We start from the raw sequence: 18,997 nt of genomic DNA, 5'->3' as shown, positions 1-18,997 counted from the left end.
GGATAGCAATAGCCAAGATAACAATGTATTTAACTTTAAAGTATTGCAAGGTGATGAAGGTGGATATTTCAACAACTTAACTGAAATTCCAAATGGTGGTAGAACATTTGATACTACTCCAACATTTGTTGGTAAATCAGTTGCTAATGATACAATAGTATTAGGATTTGTAAAAGCTAATAATGCAACAGGACAAGATGAATTAATTATGAAAGAATTCCAAGCTGCACCAGATGGAACATTTACATATACTCCTGATTTAACAAACAGAGTAGATGGTAGTGGTTGGGAAGTTGGAACATATAAAGTATATTTATCAAGCTTAAAAACAGGACTTGTTAAAGAATTTGCATTTACAATAGACCTAAATACAGCTAAAGATGAAGTAGCTAACGATAACAATGCTAATGTAGATGTGGTTGTTCCAAGTGAAGTTGTTGTAAGTAATAATCATATTACAATCAATGAAGGTATTTACTATCAAGCAAATAGCAATAGTGCTATTGAAAAAATTAATGGTTATGTAACTGATAGCGTAAGCCCAGTTATTACAGGAACTGCAAAACCAGGTTCAGAATTAATAGTAAATCTAGTTAATGATGCTACAGGTAAGGTTGAAAGCTGGACAAATATTAAAATTTGGGATAGCGGTAAATTTGAAATCGGCTTAACAGGTGAAAAAGGCAACTCATATCATTATGAAGTATTTGATTGTGTAGCGTGCAAACCAGTTGGCGAACCAGCAATTAGTCATACTTTTGAAATTAACGCTGGTAACTTTATTAACCTTAACCCAAGTGCAATTTTAGGAGATGATGCTGGAATTAGTATTCCAACTATTAAAGAAGAAAAAGTTGAAGCTAAAGATGAAACTAAGGTAAATGTTGGGGATATTTTAGATACTCAAAAAGATATCTTTAATGAAACTATAGCTCAACCAGCACAAGTTCAAGAAGGTTATATTAATCTAAAACTAGGTTCAGTTGCATTTGATGCAGCTTCTAAAGACTTAACACATTTAGATGAATTTAATAATATAAACCACCACTCTTAATATATAACTTGAGCTAGTAACAACTAGCTCAAGCTTTTATCTTTTTATAATCTTCAAAATTATTAGAATTTTAATTTAATTATTATTTTTTAAGTATTCAAGCTCAATTATTTTATATTTTTATTGGTTGTTATAAGTATATTTGTAGTGGGTGTATGTTATACATAGCAAAATTTTTAAAATATTTGATTGTAAAAATCACTTAAAGCTTTGTATAATAGAGTTTTAAAGCTTGAAAATTAATATATAAAACCATGCACTTATAACATATATATTTTTTATAAAACTTTACAAAATATATAATATAAATCCTATAAATGAGTATTTTTGTGATTTTGAATATGTTTTAAGGTTTTAGCTAGTGTTAAAATAAAGTTAAAAAAATATACTTTATAAAATTCCTTGAAATTCTAATACAACGCAGTTTTAAGTTAATTTCTAAAATAAATCAAATTCTAAAAATATCTTTAATTATAACTTAAAATATAGTTAAATTATATGATTTTTAATGAGTATTAATATTAAAAATTAATAATTTTATAAAGAAACTAATAATATGCTCAATGATTTAAAATATACGCATTTATAAAGAATACTAGCAACAAAATTAGTATTCACTTACAAAATTAAGCATAATAATATTTTTGCTTATGTGTTATTAATGAGATTTCGTATATTTTAAATTAGATTATTATGATTTGTAATTTTTATAAGAAATAAGAATATTTGATAAAATTAATCTAAAAGCAGTCTTTAAAGACTGCTAACATTATTTATAGTTTTTGATTGATTCTTCAAGTATTTTTGTAGCTTCAGCTATGCCTTTAAAATCTTGAACTTTTACCCATTTACCTTTTTCTAATGCTTTGTATGTTTCAAAAAAGTTTTTGATTTTTGCAAGTTTGTGTGGTGCTAGGTCTTCTAAAGATTTGATATTATCATAGCTTGGATCAATCTTGCTAACAGGAACTGCAAGTAATTTTTCATCCATACCACTTTCATCTTCCATAATTAAAACACCAATTAAACGGCAAGGAATAACAGCGCCTGCTTGAACTGGGTATTCATTTAATACAAGCACATCAACAGGATCACCATCAGCTGCAAGTGTATTTGGCACGAAACCATAATTTGCTGGGTAAAACATAGCCGAATACATAACTCTATCAACCATGATTGCTCCACTATCTTTATCTAACTCATATTTAATATTTGAGCCATAAGGAATTTCTATAACTGCATTTAATTTCTCTGCATTTCCACTTTTAATTTTTGTAATATCCATTTTTTTCTCCTTGATTAGATTTTTTTCTTAATTTCTTCACTCATATTTGCAACAATTTCTTCAATTGTGCGTTCACCGTTGATTTGTATATGTAGATTTTTTGCTTTATAAAAATTTAAAATATCAGCTAAAGGCTCGGTATATACTTTCATACGATTATTAAATACTTCTTCATTATCATCAGCACCCCTAGCACGACCTAAAACTCTATCTTTTGCTACTTGTTCGCTTACAAATACTTCAATAACAGCACTAAGATTTACTTCGTTTGATTTAGCTAATTCGCTATCAAGTGCGTGCATTTGTTCAACACTTCTTGGGTAACCATCTATTAATATAACATCACTTGGAGCTTTTTTAAGTGCGCTCATAATTGTATTTACAACTATTTGTAAAGGCACTAGATTTCCTTTTGAGATAAGCTCGTTTATTTGTTTTCCTAATTCGCTTCCACTTGCAACTTCAGCTCTTAATAAATCGCCTGTTGAATAGTGTGTGTAGTTTTCGTTTTTAGCAATTATGCTAGCATCAGTAGTTTTACCACTACCAGGTGCTCCTATAATTAAAAATAATTTTTTCATAGTGTTTCCTTTCATAAAATTAAATATCTAAAATTACTTTAGTTGCTACTGCAATTTGGTATAAAATCTGAGTTATTACACCGGTTACTTGAAGGTTGTAAGTTTCAATTTTAGGCAATACTAATACTGAATCTCCTTCATAAACTTTAGCATTTTTATCACTGCTAAAAGTTCCTAAGCTTATTTTATCTGCTTTTCCATTAGCGTGTATTAATAAAATTCTTTTTTTATCAGCTCTAGTATTTAAATCCCCAGCCATTTTAATATAATCTTTTATTTTTAATTTATCTTGATGAATAAATGCACCAGGAAGAGCAACTTCTCCTTGAATTACAACTAAATTATTTTTGCTAGGTATATTAATAACATCATCATTTTCAAGAACAATTGAAGAATATAATTTTTCATCATCAATTACGATTTGCCCTTTAGGCTCAATTGCTCTAGCTCTTTCAATAAACTTTAAAATATTAGTTCCCCAATTATCTCTAATTTTTGCTTCTTCTGAAGTAGCTGAAGTTGTGGTTAGCGCTAAGGTTTCTAACTCTTTTAGCTGGGCTTCAATTAATTTTTTTTGAAGAGCTGCTACGCTTTTTCTATACACTTGCACTGCTTGTTTATTAGATAAATCATTCATATTTAATAAACTAAGAGCTTCTTGCAATGTAGTTCCTTTATCTAAAACTAATGAATGTAAGCTATTGTGTTCGCCTTCAATTTTTATGTTTATTTTATCTGCTGTGTAATCTGGTCTAAATTCCACTTCATCGGCATTATTAATATATACATTTTCAAATTCACTTTTTTTATAAGCATTTATACGGAGTTTGTTATTTTCATCATAACTTTTTATGATTGCATTTGTTGCAGTTGGTTTTGCATTAGATAAAATAGCTAAATCATTTAATGTTTTTAAATTCTCTCCTAATTCAAATCTATAAGGCTTTAATACATCACCACTAGCACTTGCATAGCCATTGATTTGTTTTACTAAAATTACATCGCCATTCTTAAACATAGAATAATCTAATTTGCCATTTAATAAAAAATCATACAAGTCTATTTGTTTAATTAGTTGGTTGTTTCTTAGAATTTGAATATTTCTAAAGCTTCCATATTCAAGATTTATTCCACCTGCTTTATCAATGTATTGAATTAAAGAATCCGAGCTAAGCCCTTCATAAAGTCCTGGTTTATTTACATTTCCCGTAACAAATACTGAAATATTTTGGTAAGTATCCATATCTGCGTATGAATATACATTTGATTTATAGGTATTTCTTACTTTATTTTGAATAATATTTACTAAATCTTTATTGCTAACTCCTAACAAATGAATAACTCCAACTTGTGGAATAAATATATTTCCTTGAGAATCAACGCTTGATTTTTGTTGTAATTCTACTGCACCCCAAAGCTTAATATTTATTATATCTCCTATTGCGATTTTATAATCTGGATTATAAATATGTTTGCTAAATTGCTTAAAATTACCTGAGAATAGGTGTGCTCCAAATGTTTTATTATTCACTTGTTGTGATATTTCTTCTTGAGTATTATTTACTGCTATATTTGCTACATCAACTGCAAATGCTAATATTGAAAATACTAATATATAAAATATTTTTTTCATTAATATCTATGCTCCTCTATTATTGAATATGTAAATTTAATAATTCCAAAAACTAATGTTAATATAAAAAATACTGAGAATACATCATAAATTACATTTGGATATATTGCAATTTCTGATAAAACCGGCGAAGAAATTATAATAACTTGTTTTAACTTTTTATTAGCTTCTAGTCTTGATTTTTCATAAGATGCTAGGGCTAATTTATAAGCATCTTCAGCGAATTTTAATTTAAAACTAAGATTGCTAAAATCAATTGCTAAATAATTTAATTTGTCATTTTTATCTTTTGAAGTTAATTTATTAGCTTCTTTTTTTAATTGAGATTTTAGTGCGTCTAATTCTGATTTTAATGCTTTTACTTGCGGAGTATTTGAGTTTAAGTAACTATTTAACGTGGCAAGTTCTACTTCTTTTGCTATTATTTTTTCTTCTATTTGTGTTTTTATAGCTGATTGGGTTTTTGCTTGACTGACAGGGTCTAGCATGGAATTTGTATTTTGAAATTTATTTATTTCATCTTGGGCTTTACTTAGTTCTAAACTAGCTTTTTCTAATTCTTCTTTTGCAAAACTCATTTGTTCTCTTGCGATTTTATGTGATATTTCGTTTATGAAATTTTCACTTTCTTTTAAAATAGTATCAGCTATTTTTTTAGAATCTTCTGGAGAAAATGCGTTAATTTTAATACTTAAAAGTCCGGTAATATCATCATAAACTACCTTTATTCTACTTTGATAATATTTTAAAAAATCTTCTTTTATATCAAGATTTTTCAAAAATAATTCATAATCAATTTTTCCTTCATACATAGCCTTGATATTTATATCTTTTTGCAAAATTGCTAGCATATCGTATGAGTTTATATATTCTTTAAGATACATTATGTCTTCTTTAGATGAGCTATTTAGCCCTATAATTGGAATTAAAGACGAGCTTTGATTTTGCAAATTAGATGATTTAACAGCTATTTTTGCTGTGCTTTCATATCTAGGGCTTGCTAAAAAAGCAAAGTAAATTAGTGAAATTAAACTTAAAAGTAAAATTATCTTAAAGCTTGTAATAAATTTTATTATTCTTTTTTTCATTAGCAACTTTCTTTATATTTATTAATTCCTTCATCTACATCATCGTAGATTGTGGCTGTTCCGTTTTCTAGAAAAACTATTTTATCACACCAAGTTTTTATTTCGTTAATATCGTGTGAAACCATAATTACCTTTGATTTTGATAATTTTTCTTCATATATTGCACGGCTTTTTGCCCTAAAAGATGGATCGCCAACTGCTCCTGCTTCATCTATTAGATAATAATCAAAATCAAAAGCCATACTAAGACCAAATGAAATTCTACTTCTCATACCTGATGAATAGCTTCTAATAGGCTCATCAAAATAATCTCCAAGTTCAGCAAATTCTTTTACATATTCTATTTTTTCTTTTAAAGCTTCTCCACTATATCCGTAGATTCTAGCTATGAATTTGATATTATCTCTAGCACTCAAGCTTCCTTGAAATCCACCTGCAAATCCAACAGGCCAAGAAATACTCTTATCAATTATTACTTTACCACGATTAGGAATGTCAAGTCCACCTAAAATTCTTAGCATTGTAGATTTTCCTGCACCATTTTTTCCCATTAGACCGATTGAACAATTATCAGGAAAAGTAAAATTTAAATCCTTAAAAATATAATGTCTTTTCTTATTATTTAATATAAAATATTTTGTTAAATTAATAATTTTTATCATTTTATTCACTCACTGTACTTAATTTAATTTTATTTTTATTATAAAGATATAAACCGAAAAATAATGTAAGTGTTGTACAAACAATAGGATAAGTATAATTGATTTGTCTAATTTTTGGATATTCAATAAAATAATTTTGCTTAAGTAATTCTAAAATTTGTAAAATAGGGTTATACGCTAAATAATTAATATATTTTTCTGGAATAAACCATAACGGTACAACAACTGCTGAACCTATGTAAAACATTATTAATGTATATGTTATAACATTTTTAACAGCATCATTATTATAAAATAGAGCTGTAAAAATTAAACCAATTGAAAACGAAAAAATTGCAAACCATACAAAAATAAATAATACTTCTAATATATTATATGGTATCCAGTAATGTTGAAATAATTTTGAGCTTAAAAACATTAAAACAAATAATAGTATGAAATGTAATATAGCCTCCAATATTGCTCTACTGATTAAAACATGAATTGGCTTAACTGGTCTATAAGTAAATAATGTTCTATTGGAATCAATTCCGTTCATCATATTTATTATGATTTTTCTAAACATAAAATATGGAACTATTCCAGCTATTAGGACAAAAATAAAAGGCATTTGTGATATTGAACGCTCAATTACATAAACATATAAATAAGCGATTAAGCAAATTAAAATAGAAGGTTCTAAAACAACCCAAATATATCCTAATTTAGGATTTTGTCCAAATCTTGTTTTTAATTCTCTTAATAAAAGCGCGTTTATTATATACCACATTTAATTTCCTATTTCAAATTCTTTGAAATTTAAGTAAAAATTCGCATTATATTGATTGTTTTTTAATAAATACCCTTGGAATTTCAAGTATAAATCATAATCGCTTACGAAATTATGAGCATTTTGCCAAAAGCTATCAAGGTCATTTTTATAGACTAAACCATCTATATTATAAATTGCATTACCCAATACTATAGTAGGGCAATTATGATAAAGTGCTTGCATTCCCACCGTGCTATTTATACATATACAGCCTTTAGCATTTTTTAAAAGATTTGGGATATTTCCACGATGAATATAAAACACCTTATCATTTATACCAAGTCTTTTGGTAAGTTCATTTATAATATTTGAGTAATCAGTATATGCAATATCTAATGGGTGGTGTTTAAATATCAAAACATTATTATTCGCTCTATTTTTAGCAAATGATTTTATGGTTTTAACTATGAATTTTTTCATACCTTTGTCTTTAAAATGCTTTTTTATTTGACTATCGTTATGCACTTGAAGAACTGCTAAAAAGTATTTTTTGGAATATTTTTTAGCTAAATTATCTACATTTTTTTCTAAAATTGAATATTTAGCTTTTCTATAAAAATGTCTAAACCATCTAAAAAGCTCCATTATATTTAGTGGTCTATGATAGTTTTTGTTATTATAAAATACTTGAAATATAATGCTAAATGTATAATACATTAAAGCATAAAAAGCCATTATTTTAAAACTTGACTTAAATAGTTTTGAGTTTTCTTTATAAGTATTTAGTTTTTTATAATCATTTTTATTTTTACTCATAAGTGAGTTTGCATTAACGCCAGTCATTTCGCAAGTAATATAATTTGGCCTTAAATATCCTTCTTCAAATACATATATTTTTATATTTAGTTTTTTAGCTAAATTAATTGCTATTTCATGAATTGGCCTAGTATCGCCGAATAATATAATGCAAGTGATTTTATTGAGTTTATAAAAATTATCTAAGTATGATTTAAGATTGTTTAAACTTCCTTTGTAATTATATTTTGATGGATAAAATATAAAATCACCCGCCGTAAAATTAATTTTGTATATTTTATTGTTTTTATTAAGATATTTACTAAAACGCTTAAAAAAAGGCCCTAAAGGTCCTTGTAAAAATAAAATATTTTCATTATTAAATTTACTTATTAAACTATTTATATTCATACTTTCTTTCACTTAGAATACTACCCCCACAATTTAGTAATATTGAGCGTGGGGGGGGGTATTTTAAAATTTTTTAGTTATATTAACCTAAACTTATTAACTAATTAATTTTTAATTATTTCATCTAAAAGTTTAAAGGTAAAATCATTGATTTCTTTTAATTTATCTTCGCTAATACTTTCAAATCTAGCTACTAAATAAGGGCTAGTATTACTTGCGCGAAGTAGTGAAAATCCGTTTTCAAATTCTAATCTCACTCCATCAATTTCAATTAGCTTAGCGTTTAGATTAAGAGATTTTATTTTTTCTTTATAAGTATTTATTATATTAAATTTATCACTTTCATTTACTTTTATTTTTATTTCATTACTTGAATATGCTTTAGGTAAGTTGTTTAAAATATCAATAAAATTAGGATTTTTTAAATATAGCTCAATAATTCTTAGCATAGAATAAATCGCATCATCGTATCCATAATATTTGTCATTAAAAAATACATGTCCGCTAAGTTCTGCTGCTAAATCTACATTTAATTCTTTTATGGCTTTTTTGATATTTGAATGACCTGTTTTACACATTGAGCAAGTTCCTAGCTCGTTAATTTTATCAAAAATCACTTTTGAGCATTTAACTTCACAAAGGATTTTAGGATTTTTAATATTATTTGCAAATAGATAGCAAAGCTCATCACCTTTAATGATTTTATCTTTTAAAACACATACAATTCTATCAGCATCTCCATCAAAACCAAAGCCAAGTGTCGCAGTATTTTTAACATAGTTATTTTTATAAAGTGGAGTAGGGCAATGATGAGAAAAATTGCTAAAATTAAGCTCATTTTTAATAGCAAATAGATTTTCTTCTTCTGTTGGGTCTGGCTCGTGAGATTTAAACTCACCATCAAATTCACTAAAATAGTGAGCGTATTTAATATTTAAAATATCTAAAATGTTTGCTACAACTTCACAAGCTGCACCACTAGCTGTATCAATTGCTAGATTTATATTGGCGTTTTTAAGATGAGCGAATTTTTTTTGCAAAAACTCAATATATTTTGTTTTAATATCTAATTCTTCATATTCGGCATTTTCAATCTTATTATCAAAATCTTTTATGTGATTTGCAACTTCAGTATAAATATCACTAAGCTCTTTTGCAAAAAAACTTTCTTTATTTATGGTGATTTTAAAGCCATTGTATTCTTTAGGGTTATGTGATGCTGTTATCATAATATTTGCATCAATTTCATAAGCGTAATTGCTAAAATACCCAAGTGGAGTAGGAACAAGTCCAAGTGAATAAACCTTAATTCCTGCACGATTTAGCCCATAAATTAAAGCATTATTTAAGACTTTATTACTAAGTCTTGCATCATAACCTACGCTTACGCTTTTTGCGTTTTTACTAAGCATAATTTTACCTATTACAAAACCTAAAGCCTTAGTAAAACTAGGACTAATCTCAGTCCCAAAAATCCCCCTAATATCGTATTCTCTAAATATGTGTTTCATGTGTATTTCCTTTAAAAAGTTTTTTTAAAAAATAATAGGGATTTTTTCTAAACCTATTAAAAATAGTTTTTATTTTATTTGCCTTTATAGAATTAATATGTTTTGAAATAATTAAATTTGATATGTGAATTTCATTACTTTTTTTTGTTAAATTTATCTTTTTATTTGTATTCATGTATTTGATATTTTTTATTTTATTTATTAATTTTAATGATATATTTTTATTTATTACTTTAGAATAATTAATTATATTATTTTTTAATGAAAATTTATAAAATATTTTATTACTTTTATTATTAAAAAAATATGCTTTAAGTATTTCTTTTTTGTTTAAATAAACATTAAAAAAAATATCATTTTCTTGAATCTCGTAATAATTAAACTCTTTAATATTTTTACATTTATTATATATTTTTTTATATTTTTCTTTTATTGGATAGATAAAACAAAAATAATTATCTAAGTTATATTCCTGATTGTTACTATATAGCTCAATATTTCCCAAAAAAGGTAATAAATCTTTTAATTTTTTTATTTCAACTTCATCTCCACAAAATATACAATTATTTTTTCTAAAACTTAGTGGTTTTGGATGTTTACCTGATAAATCAAAATTATTAAATTTATTTTTATATATAATTCTATTATTATTTTTTTTATAAAAACTTGTATTTTTTGGTCTTTCGTGCCATAAGTGAACAGTGTATATATTATCATTTAAGCAATTGTTATATATGCTTTTTATAGCAAAATATGCCCTTAATCCATCATAAGAGTTAAAATCCCAAGTTCTTTTATCAACTAGATGGTTAGTAGGTTTTGGTATTATTCCTTCCTCATATATAAGTCTATAAAGCAAATCAAAATCTTCAAAACCATGTCCTTTATAGTCTAAGTCATTACCACCTATGCTGTAAAAATGGTGTTTGCTTACAACAATAAAAGAACTAACATGAGAATAATATTCAACTTTTGTTTTGTCGTTATGATTGAAATATTCATTTGCTAAGTTGTTTATTTTATAATCAAAATCTTTTGAGTTAAGTAATTTAACGCTAAAATCTTTATTAAGATAAAATACTGGTATGGTAAAAAAAATATTTTTTTTATTATTCATATGTAGTTGTTTGATTTTGCTAAATATTTTTATAAATAAATTTGTTGAAAATCTCAAGTCTATATCAACAAAACCTAAAAATTTATATTTTGCTATTAACGAACCATTATTTCTTGCCAAACCTGATAAAAATAAATTTTTGTTTGCGCTTATGTAAATTACTTTATATTTAAGACATAAGTTTTTAATCTCTTCTTTAAAATATATATTTGAGCCACACTCTGATATTATTAATTCTGTATTACTTAACTTACTATGATTATATAACACAATTAAACTTTCTAATCTATATAATGCTTGTATGTTTTCATGATTTTCTATACCTATTGGCACAATTAAACTTAATCCGTATTTATTTTCCATGAGTTTTATTTTAACTTTAATTGGTGATAATTGGGTTTAAGAAAGGTTATAATGAAAGAAGAATTTAAAACAGGAATTTGGGTTTTTGCAGATAGAAAAGATATGGCTAATGATAATGCTGAACATTTATATAGGTATATCAAAGATAATAATTTAAAAAAAGATATATATTTTATTTTAAATAAAAGTTCTAAAGATTATCCTAGGCTAAAAGCTGATGGATTTAAATTGCTTCATCCGCATAGTATTTTATTTTATTATATATTATTTAAATCTACTTGTATTATTTCATCACATCTTGATAATTATCTTTTAAGAGTATTTGGTAAAAATACTTTAAAAAATAAAAAAATGATATTTTTACAACATGGAGTTATAAAAGATGATTTATCTCATTGGCTAAATAGGTATAAAATAGATATTATGCTTACAAGTACTCAAGATGAGTATAATTCTATAGTTTATAATGATAATTATAAACTTAGCAAAAATGAAGTTATGCTAACGGGTTTACCAAGATTTGAAGCATTGAAAAAGAAAAGTAAAGAAATAAAAACTAAAAATATAATATTAATAATGCCTACTTGGAGAAATTCTTTAGTAGGTGGTATTGATAAAAAAAGCTATAAAAGAAAGATAAAAGATGTTTTTTTTGAAAGTGAGTATTATAAAAATTATTCTAAATTACTAAACTCCAATGAACTACAAGAGATTTGCAGAAAATATAATTATAAAGTTATATTTATGTTGCATTATGGAATGCTTAACTACAAAGATACATTTTGTTATAGTGATAATATTGAATTTATTAGTATTGAAGAAGATATACAAAAATATTTATGTATGGCAAAAATTTTAATAACTGATTATTCTTCTATAGCTTTTGATTTTGCTTATTTAAAAAAACCAATTATTTATTTTCATTTTAAAGAAAAGCAAAACACTCATTTTTATTCCGGTGGATATTTTTCTTATGAACATGATGGGTTTGGAAAGGTTTGTAATGTGTTGAATGAAATATACTATGAATTAGAACAAATTATTAAGAATAAATGTAATATAAACAAAAAATATAAAAATAGATATAATATTTTTAGGCATTGTAATGATATAAATAAAAAAAATTTTAAAATCATAGAAAAAATATTTTATTAAGTCAGTATTTATAATTATCTATATAATGACCTTAAAAATTTAAAAATAAGGTTTTATATGAATATATTAATCACTGGTGGAACAGGATTTTTAGGTGCAAATTTGTGTCACAGATTAATCCAACAAGGACATAAAATTATTTGTTTAGATAATGGTTATACAGGTAGAGATAGCAATATAAAGGATTTGTTTTCTAGTAATAATTTTTCTTTTATAAAGCATGACATTTGCGAACCATTAGCTTTAGATGATAAATTAGATCAGATATACAATTTAGCATGTCCAGCATCTCCACCTGCGTATCAAGGAAAACATGCTATAAGAACCACTAAAACTAGTGTTTTAGGTGCAATAAATATGCTTGAACTTGCTAAAACACACAACGCAACCATATTACAAGCTTCAACTTCTGAAGTTTATGGCGATCCATTAGAGCATCCACAAAAAGAAACCTATAGAGGTAATGTAAATCCAATAGGCATAAGGGCTTGCTATGATGAGGGTAAAAGATGTGCAGAGAGTTTATTTTTTGATTATCATAGGCATGAAGGGGTTGATATAAAGGTAATTAGAATTTTTAATACTTATGGACCTTATATGGATCCTAATGATGGAAGAGTTGTGAGCAATTTTATTTGTCAAGCCTTAAGTGGAAAGGATATTACAATTTATGGAGATGGTAGCCAGACTAGATCGTTTTGTTATGTAGATGACTTGATTGATATTATGATTATGGTTATGAATTCTTCTAAAGATTTTCAAGGCCCAATAAATACTGGAAATCCAGGAGAATTTACAGTAAAAGAATTAGCTGAAAAAATAATACATAAAATAAATTCTAAGTCAAAAATAATATATAAAGATTTACCATTAGATGATCCAACACAAAGAAGACCGGATATAACATTGGCTAAGAATAAATTTGGATGGGAACCTAAAGTAAACCTTGATAGTGGTTTGGATAAAACTATAGAATATTTTAAAACTTGTATAAATAATTTTAAAGGATAAAAATGAATATAGCCATTATAGGAACAGGATATGTTGGATTACCTACAGGAGTAGGGTTTGCTGAATTAGGAAATAATGTAACTTGTATTGATATAGATGAAAATAAAATTAAATCTTTAAAAGAAGGAAATATTACTTTATATGAAGACGGTCTATTGGATTTATTTTTAAAAAATACTAAAAATGGAAATTTAAATTTCACTTCATCTTTAGAAGATGGTGTTAAAAATGCTGAGATTGTAATTATAGCTGTTGGTACTCCACCACATCCAGTTACAAAAGAAGCAGATATGAAATATATTCATGCAGCGGCAAAAGATTTAGCTAAATATTTGAATAATTATAAAGTAGTAGCTATTAAATCAACAGTTCCAGTAGGCACAGGTGATGAAGTTGAAAATATCATAAGACAAGAAAATCCAAATTCTGATTTTGATATGGTTTCTTTACCAGAATTTTTAAGAGAAGGTTTTGCAGTTTATGATTTTTTTAATCCTGATAGAATAGTTGTAGGGACTAATTCTATTAAGGCTAGAGAGGTTATATCTAGATTATATGCTGATTTTAAAGATAAAACTAATATTTTATATACAAATAGAAGATCATCTGAGACAATTAAATATGCATCTAATTCTTTTTTGGCTATGAAAATACATTTTATTAATGAAATGGCTGATTTTTGTGAACAAAGTGGGGCTGATATTTTAGAAGTGGCAAAAGGTATGGGGCTTGACACAAGAATAGGTAATAGATTTTTAAATCCTGGACCAGGTTATGGTGGGAGTTGTTTTCCAAAAGATACTTTAGCCATGGCTTATATGGGAAGACAATATAATATAGATTTAAGCTTGATTAACGCAGCGATAAAAGGCAACGATGATAGAAAAGATAAAATTGCTAATAAGATAAAATTAGAAGTAAAAGACATAAAAAATGCTAATATCGCTATTTTAGGTCTTGCATTTAAGAATGGAACAGATGATTGTAGAGAATCTCCAGCTATTGATATAGTAAATAAATTATTATCTGATAATTTAAATATTAAAGCATATGATCCAAAAGCTATGGATTTAGCTAAAGTTTTATTAGGAGATAAGATTAAATATTCTAATAATATGTATGATTGTATCAAAGATGTAGATTTGCTTGTAATATTTACTGAATGGGATGAATTTAAGGAGTTAGATTTAGAACAAGCAAGTAAATTAATGAGAAATAAAAATATATTAGATTTTAGAAATTTATTAGATAAAGATAGGGTTTTAAAGTCAGGCGTTAAATATAAAGGTGTAGGTAGATGAAAAATATTTTAATCTTTGGTGGTGCTGGATATATAGGTTCTTGTGCTGTAAAACATTTTTTAAATACTGGATATAATTGTATAGTAGCAGATAATTTAATCTATGGACACAAAGAAGCTGTAGATATTAGAGCTAAATTTATACATGCAGATTTATTGGATTTAAATTCTTTAAAAGATATTTTTAAAAATAATAAGATAGATGGGGTGATTCATTTCGCAGCGTTTGCATATGTTGGTGAAAGTGTAGCTAATCCACAAAAATATTATCAAAATAATGTTGTTGGAACTATTAATTTATTAAATACAATGCTTGATTTTGATGTTAAAAAAATAATATTTTCTAGCACTTGTGCTACTTATGGTGAACCACAATATACACCAATAGATGAACAACATCAACAAAATCCAATAAATGCTTATGGTAGAACAAAATTAATGATAGAGCAAATTTTTTCTGATTATGAAAAAGCCTATGGGTTGCAACATATATCACTTAGGTATTTTAATGCTGCTGGTGCTATGGGTAATATAGGCGAAAGCCATGAGCCAGAAACACATTTAATACCTTTAGTTTTAAAGGCTATTAAGGGGGATATAGAATATATCAGTATTTTTGGAAATGATTACGATACTCCTGATGGAACTTGCATAAGAGACTACATTCATATAGAAGATCTAGCAAATGCTCATAGGTTAGCTTATGAGAAGCTAGGAGATTATAATGGATGTATAAACCTTGGAACAGGTATAGGAACAAGTGTAAAAGAAATCATAAAGGCAGCTGAAGCAGTAAGTGGTAAAAAATGTCCTGTAAAATATGCTCCTAGAAGAGCTGGTGATCCTGCAAGGTTATTTGCGGATAATCAAAAAGCTAAAAAAATATTAGGCTGGGGAATAAAGTATAGCGATATAAAATATATATTGCAAACAGCTTGGGAATGGGAAAATAATAGGAGATATTAATATGGAAAAAGTTAAATATCTAGTAGTGGGATGTGGTTTAAGCGGAGCTATCATAGCCGAAAGAATCGCAAGTATAAAAAAACAAAAAGTATTAGTAATAGATAAGCGTGATCATATAGGTGGAAATATATATGATTATAAACAATATGGAATTACTGTGCATAAATATGGACCGCATGTTTTTCATACTAGTAATAAAGAAGTTTGGGATTATTTAAGTAAATTTACAGAATGGTATTATTTTATGTATAAGGTAAAGGCTTTTATAGATGGTAAAGAAGTTAATATTCCATTTAATTTAGATAGCTTATATAAAGTTTTTCCTAACACTTTAGCTCAAAAATTAGAAGAAAAACTATTAAATAATTTTAAATTTAATAGTAAAGTACCGATATTAGAGCTTAAAAATTCTAGCGATAATGATTTGCAATTTTTAGCTGAGTATATATATGAAAAAGTTTTTTTAGGATATACAGTTAAACAATGGGGTGCAAAACCTGAAGATATAGATAGTTCAGTAAGCGCTAGAGTACCTATATATATAAGTAAAGATGATAGATATTTTACTGATAAATATCAAGCAATACCTAAAAATGGCTACACAAAAATGGTAGAAAATATACTAGATAATCCACTAATAGAAGTTAGACTTAATACTGATTTTAAAGATATAAAAAATGAGATTGATTATGATACTATGTATTTTACTGGTTCTATAGATGAACTGTTTGATTATAAGCATGGTAAATTACCTTATAGAAGTCTTAATATAGAGTTTAAAAAATACGATAGAGAATTTATACAATCAGGTCCACAGATAAATTATCCAGAAAATTATGACTATACAAGATCAGTTGAGTATAAATACTATTTAGATGAGAAATCAGATAAAACTATATTATCATATGAATATCCTTGCGAATATAAAGATGGTAAAAACGAGAGATATTATCCTATATCAAATGAAGATAATCAAAAATTATATAAAAAATATTTGGAAGAATTATTGAAATTAAATAATGCAAGAAGATCTGGAATTTCTAGATGGATTTATGTATTAGGAAGATTGGGTGATTATAAATACTATGATATGGATAAAGCAGTAGAAAGAACATTAAAATTATCAAAGGAAACATTATGAGCGAAAATATAAAGATAAAAATACTAGTAGGGTATCATAAACCAGCAGAGCTTTTAAAAGATGATGTATTAACTCCTATACATTTAGGAAGAGCATTAGTAGCTGAAGCTTCTAAAGATGGTAAAATGAGCCAAGAAGAATATGATTGGATGTATGAAAATATGATAGGTGACGATACAGGAGATAATATATCTCATCTTAATAGAAGTTTTTGTGAGATGACAGGTATTTATTGGGCATGGAAAAATTATGATAAACTTGGCAATCCTGATTATATAGGGTTTATGCATTATAGAAGACATTTTAGCTTTAATATTAAGAAAAATTTTAATGAAGATATTTATGGAAATGTTATTGAAGAATTAATAGATGATGATTATAAAAATATATATAAGCTTAATGATATAGACATAATAAAACTTATAGCAAATTATGATGTGATTAGTTCTAAATTTACAAATAGTTTAAATGCAAATAATGAAAATGTTTCTGTGTATGAACATTATAAAACTGCGCAATTTCATAAAATATTAGATTTTGATAAAGCTTTATATTTATTAAAAACTAATTATCCTGCATTAAAAAAAGTAACTAATGAGTTTATTAATGGTAATAAAGCATATTTTACAAATATGTTTGTAATGAAAAAGGATGATTTTTTTAGATATTGTGAGTATATTTTTGATATATTATTTAAGTTAAATTTGGATAATGGAAACTATAGCAATGGAGAATTAAGACAAGAAGGCTTTATTGCTGAAAGGCTTACAGATATATATATAAAATATCTTATTTCTAAAAATAAAAAGCACATAGGATTGCAAAGAACATTAGTAAAGAATACCGATATAAAAAATATTGACATAAAACCAATTGATGGTGCTATTCCAATCTGCTTCATGCTTGATGAAAATTATCTACCTCAATTATCGGTTGTAATTTCATCTATTAAACATAATAATTTAAATAATGATAAATATGATTTCTTGATATTTCATGATAATATAAAAAATGAATCAATAAATAAATTTAAACAATATTATAAAGATTTAGATATTAGGTTTTTTAATTTTAACTCACTAATTAATATTAAACAATATAATTTTGAAACACACATGCATATGACAATATCAACTTTTTTTCGTTTATTTTTACATATTTTATTGCCAAAATATAAAAAAATATTATATTTAGATGTTGATATAGTTGTTGATTGTGATATTTCTGAGTTATATAGCATACAGGTAGATTCAAAACCATTAGCTGCTGTTAAGGATATTGAAATGCAAAGGATGTATAGAGCAGATTGGTATGTTATTGATTATATGAATAATAAATTAAAATTTGTAGAAGTTGATAAATATTTTTCAGCAGGTGTAATATTATTTAATTTGGAATCGATAAGATTGGATTACAATAATATGGTTGAACAAGCTGTTTCTATTCAGAAGAAAATGCAGCATTTATTTATGATGGATCAAGATATTTTAAATAAGATTTTTTATGAAAATGTAAAATATATTGATGTAGCCTGGAATATGCAATACCATATACCTATTTTTGATAAAAATTATAAAAACAATTTAAGCAGTGAAGATTTAAAATTATATGAAAATGCAAGAAACAACCCTAAGATAATCCATTATTGCGGATGTAAAAAACCTTGGGATGAACCATGGCATGACTTAGCGGATATATGGTGGAAATACGCAAGAATGTCTAATTATTATGAGTATTTTTTATCAAAGATTTTAAAAAATAATCAAAATACAACAAATAATGTGGAATGTTTTATAAAAACAGCTCAACCTTTTGGTGCAAGAAAACGTGCTGAGAATTTTATTCAATATAAAATAGGTAGGGCATTGCTTGATGCAAGAAATCCTATATTAGCAATTGTATTCCCAATAACTTTACTTAAAATAATTATCATTCATAATGTTTCAAACAGTATTCAGAAAAGCTTAATAAGTAAAAATCCAAATTTAAAAGCACCTAAATTAGAAGAATATGCAGACTATAACGAAGCTGTTAAAGTTATGAATAACTTACCATATAAATTAGGTGGATTGTTTATTAAAAATCCATTTGGTTTTATATTTAAAGCTAAGCAATTTTGTAGGGAGCATAAAAGTGGAAAATAAAATAAACAGTTTTAAGAACTGTATTCTTA

At 25.9% G+C, this 18,997-nt stretch carries 16 protein-coding genes; 7 read left to right on the top strand and 9 right to left on the bottom strand.

The window, feature by feature from the left end; translation table 11 throughout:
- On the top strand, positions 1–1,054 hold a 1,054-nt coding region (locus AVBRAN12654_RS05560), incomplete at its 5' end, for a hypothetical protein (protein WP_336614096.1).
- Between the two features lie 769 nt (positions 1,055–1,823).
- Here AVBRAN12654_RS05560 and ppa read toward each other — a convergent pair.
- The 9 genes from ppa to AVBRAN12654_RS05515 form a co-directional block, all read right to left on the bottom strand.
- Entirely contained in the window at positions 1,824–2,339 is a 516-nt protein-coding gene (gene ppa, locus AVBRAN12654_RS05555) for an inorganic diphosphatase (protein ID WP_214118956.1), read from the bottom strand.
- A gap of 14 nt (positions 2,340–2,353) precedes the next feature.
- Positions 2,354–2,920: an adenylate kinase gene (locus tag AVBRAN12654_RS05550; protein WP_214120548.1), complete on the bottom strand. Its 567-nt coding sequence runs from the start codon at positions 2,918–2,920 to the stop codon at positions 2,354–2,356.
- 19 nt (positions 2,921–2,939) lie between these two features.
- Complete coding sequence (locus tag AVBRAN12654_RS05545) at positions 2,940–4,553, bottom strand: polysaccharide biosynthesis/export family protein (RefSeq protein ID WP_214120547.1); 1,614 nt, start codon at positions 4,551–4,553, stop codon at positions 2,940–2,942.
- Entirely contained in the window at positions 4,553–5,641 is a 1,089-nt protein-coding gene (locus AVBRAN12654_RS05540) for a capsule biosynthesis protein (protein ID WP_336614095.1), read from the bottom strand. The genes AVBRAN12654_RS05545 and AVBRAN12654_RS05540 overlap by 1 nt, the downstream gene beginning before the upstream one ends.
- Positions 5,641–6,303, bottom strand: a complete 663-nt coding sequence (locus AVBRAN12654_RS05535; protein WP_336614097.1) for an ABC transporter ATP-binding protein — start codon at positions 6,301–6,303, stop codon at positions 5,641–5,643. The genes AVBRAN12654_RS05540 and AVBRAN12654_RS05535 overlap by 1 nt, the downstream gene beginning before the upstream one ends.
- A 1-nt stretch (position 6,304) precedes the next feature.
- Positions 6,305–7,072, bottom strand: coding sequence for an ABC transporter permease (locus AVBRAN12654_RS05530; protein WP_336614094.1), 768 nt, complete (start codon positions 7,070–7,072; stop codon positions 6,305–6,307).
- The gene (locus AVBRAN12654_RS05525; protein WP_239802668.1) at positions 7,073–8,272 is read right to left on the bottom strand and encodes a capsular biosynthesis protein; all 1,200 of its coding nucleotides are present in this window, start codon (positions 8,270–8,272) and stop codon (positions 7,073–7,075) included.
- A gap of 92 nt (positions 8,273–8,364) precedes the next feature.
- Positions 8,365–9,771 (bottom strand): phosphomannomutase/phosphoglucomutase, encoded by a 1,407-nt coding sequence (locus AVBRAN12654_RS05520; protein WP_336614093.1) that lies wholly within the window; start codon positions 9,769–9,771, stop codon positions 8,365–8,367.
- Positions 9,755–11,251, bottom strand: a complete 1,497-nt coding sequence (locus AVBRAN12654_RS05515) for a hypothetical protein (protein WP_336614092.1) — start codon at positions 11,249–11,251, stop codon at positions 9,755–9,757. Before AVBRAN12654_RS05515 ends, AVBRAN12654_RS05520 begins: the two co-directional genes overlap by 17 nt.
- 51 nt (positions 11,252–11,302) lie before the next feature.
- Here AVBRAN12654_RS05515 and AVBRAN12654_RS05510 point away from each other — a divergent pair, with 51 nt between their 5' ends.
- Genes AVBRAN12654_RS05510 through AVBRAN12654_RS05485 form a run of 6 tightly spaced genes read left to right on the top strand, consistent with a single transcriptional unit; the run spans position 11,303 to position 18,968 of the window.
- A complete protein-coding gene (locus AVBRAN12654_RS05510; RefSeq protein ID WP_336614091.1) occupies positions 11,303–12,406 on the top strand; it encodes a CDP-glycerol glycerophosphotransferase family protein in 1,104 nt (367 codons plus the stop codon).
- A gap of 57 nt (positions 12,407–12,463) precedes the next feature.
- Positions 12,464–13,417, top strand: a complete 954-nt coding sequence (locus tag AVBRAN12654_RS05505; RefSeq protein WP_336614090.1) for a UDP-glucuronic acid decarboxylase family protein — start codon at positions 12,464–12,466, stop codon at positions 13,415–13,417.
- 2 nt (positions 13,418–13,419) lie between these two features.
- On the top strand, positions 13,420–14,718 hold the full coding sequence (locus tag AVBRAN12654_RS05500; protein ID WP_336614089.1) for a UDP-glucose dehydrogenase family protein: 1,299 nt from the start codon (positions 13,420–13,422) through the stop codon (positions 14,716–14,718).
- The gene (gene galE / locus AVBRAN12654_RS05495) at positions 14,715–15,683 is read left to right on the top strand and encodes a UDP-glucose 4-epimerase GalE (RefSeq protein ID WP_336614088.1); all 969 of its coding nucleotides are present in this window, start codon (positions 14,715–14,717) and stop codon (positions 15,681–15,683) included. The genes AVBRAN12654_RS05500 and galE overlap by 4 nt, the downstream gene beginning before the upstream one ends.
- Before the next feature lies 1 nt (position 15,684).
- On the top strand, positions 15,685–16,824 hold the full coding sequence (gene glf, locus AVBRAN12654_RS05490; protein ID WP_336614087.1) for a UDP-galactopyranose mutase: 1,140 nt from the start codon (positions 15,685–15,687) through the stop codon (positions 16,822–16,824).
- Positions 16,821–18,968 carry a DUF4422 domain-containing protein gene (locus tag AVBRAN12654_RS05485; RefSeq protein WP_336614086.1) on the top strand — a complete coding sequence of 716 codons (2,148 nt, stop codon included), beginning with the start codon at positions 16,821–16,823 and terminating at the stop codon, positions 18,966–18,968. Before glf ends, AVBRAN12654_RS05485 begins: the two co-directional genes overlap by 4 nt.
- Positions 18,969–18,997: the final 29 nt, after the last annotated feature.

The sequence above is a fragment of the Campylobacter sp. RM12654 genome (assembly GCF_020137585.1).
Classification (GTDB): Bacteria; Campylobacterota; Campylobacteria; order Campylobacterales; family Campylobacteraceae; genus Campylobacter_E.
This window is presented reverse-complemented; position numbering and strand designations above follow the sequence as displayed.

Excerpts from the sequence above, each read along its gene's own strand:
- ppa (WP_214118956.1), bottom strand. The coding sequence starts at position 2,339 with ATGGATATTACAAAAATTAAAAGTGGAAATGCAGAGAAATTAAATGCA.
- AVBRAN12654_RS05550 (WP_214120548.1), bottom strand. The coding sequence starts at position 2,920 with ATGAAAAAATTATTTTTAATTATAGGAGCACCTGGTAGTGGTAAAACT.
- AVBRAN12654_RS05545 (WP_214120547.1), bottom strand. The coding sequence starts at position 4,553 with ATGAAAAAAATATTTTATATATTAGTATTTTCAATATTAGCATTTGCA.
- AVBRAN12654_RS05540 (WP_336614095.1), bottom strand. The coding sequence starts at position 5,641 with ATGAAAAAAAGAATAATAAAATTTATTACAAGCTTTAAGATAATTTTA.
- AVBRAN12654_RS05535 (WP_336614097.1), bottom strand. The coding sequence starts at position 6,303 with ATGATAAAAATTATTAATTTAACAAAATATTTTATATTAAATAATAAG.
- AVBRAN12654_RS05530 (WP_336614094.1), bottom strand. The coding sequence starts at position 7,072 with ATGTGGTATATAATAAACGCGCTTTTATTAAGAGAATTAAAAACAAGA.
- AVBRAN12654_RS05520 (WP_336614093.1), bottom strand. The coding sequence starts at position 9,771 with ATGAAACACATATTTAGAGAATACGATATTAGGGGGATTTTTGGGACT.
- AVBRAN12654_RS05515 (WP_336614092.1), bottom strand. The coding sequence starts at position 11,251 with ATGGAAAATAAATACGGATTAAGTTTAATTGTGCCAATAGGTATAGAA.
- AVBRAN12654_RS05510 (WP_336614091.1), top strand. The coding sequence starts at position 11,303 with ATGAAAGAAGAATTTAAAACAGGAATTTGGGTTTTTGCAGATAGAAAA.
- AVBRAN12654_RS05505 (WP_336614090.1), top strand. The coding sequence starts at position 12,464 with ATGAATATATTAATCACTGGTGGAACAGGATTTTTAGGTGCAAATTTG.
- AVBRAN12654_RS05500 (WP_336614089.1), top strand. The coding sequence starts at position 13,420 with ATGAATATAGCCATTATAGGAACAGGATATGTTGGATTACCTACAGGA.
- galE (WP_336614088.1), top strand. The coding sequence starts at position 14,715 with ATGAAAAATATTTTAATCTTTGGTGGTGCTGGATATATAGGTTCTTGT.
- glf (WP_336614087.1), top strand. The coding sequence starts at position 15,685 with ATGGAAAAAGTTAAATATCTAGTAGTGGGATGTGGTTTAAGCGGAGCT.
- AVBRAN12654_RS05485 (WP_336614086.1), top strand. The coding sequence starts at position 16,821 with ATGAGCGAAAATATAAAGATAAAAATACTAGTAGGGTATCATAAACCA.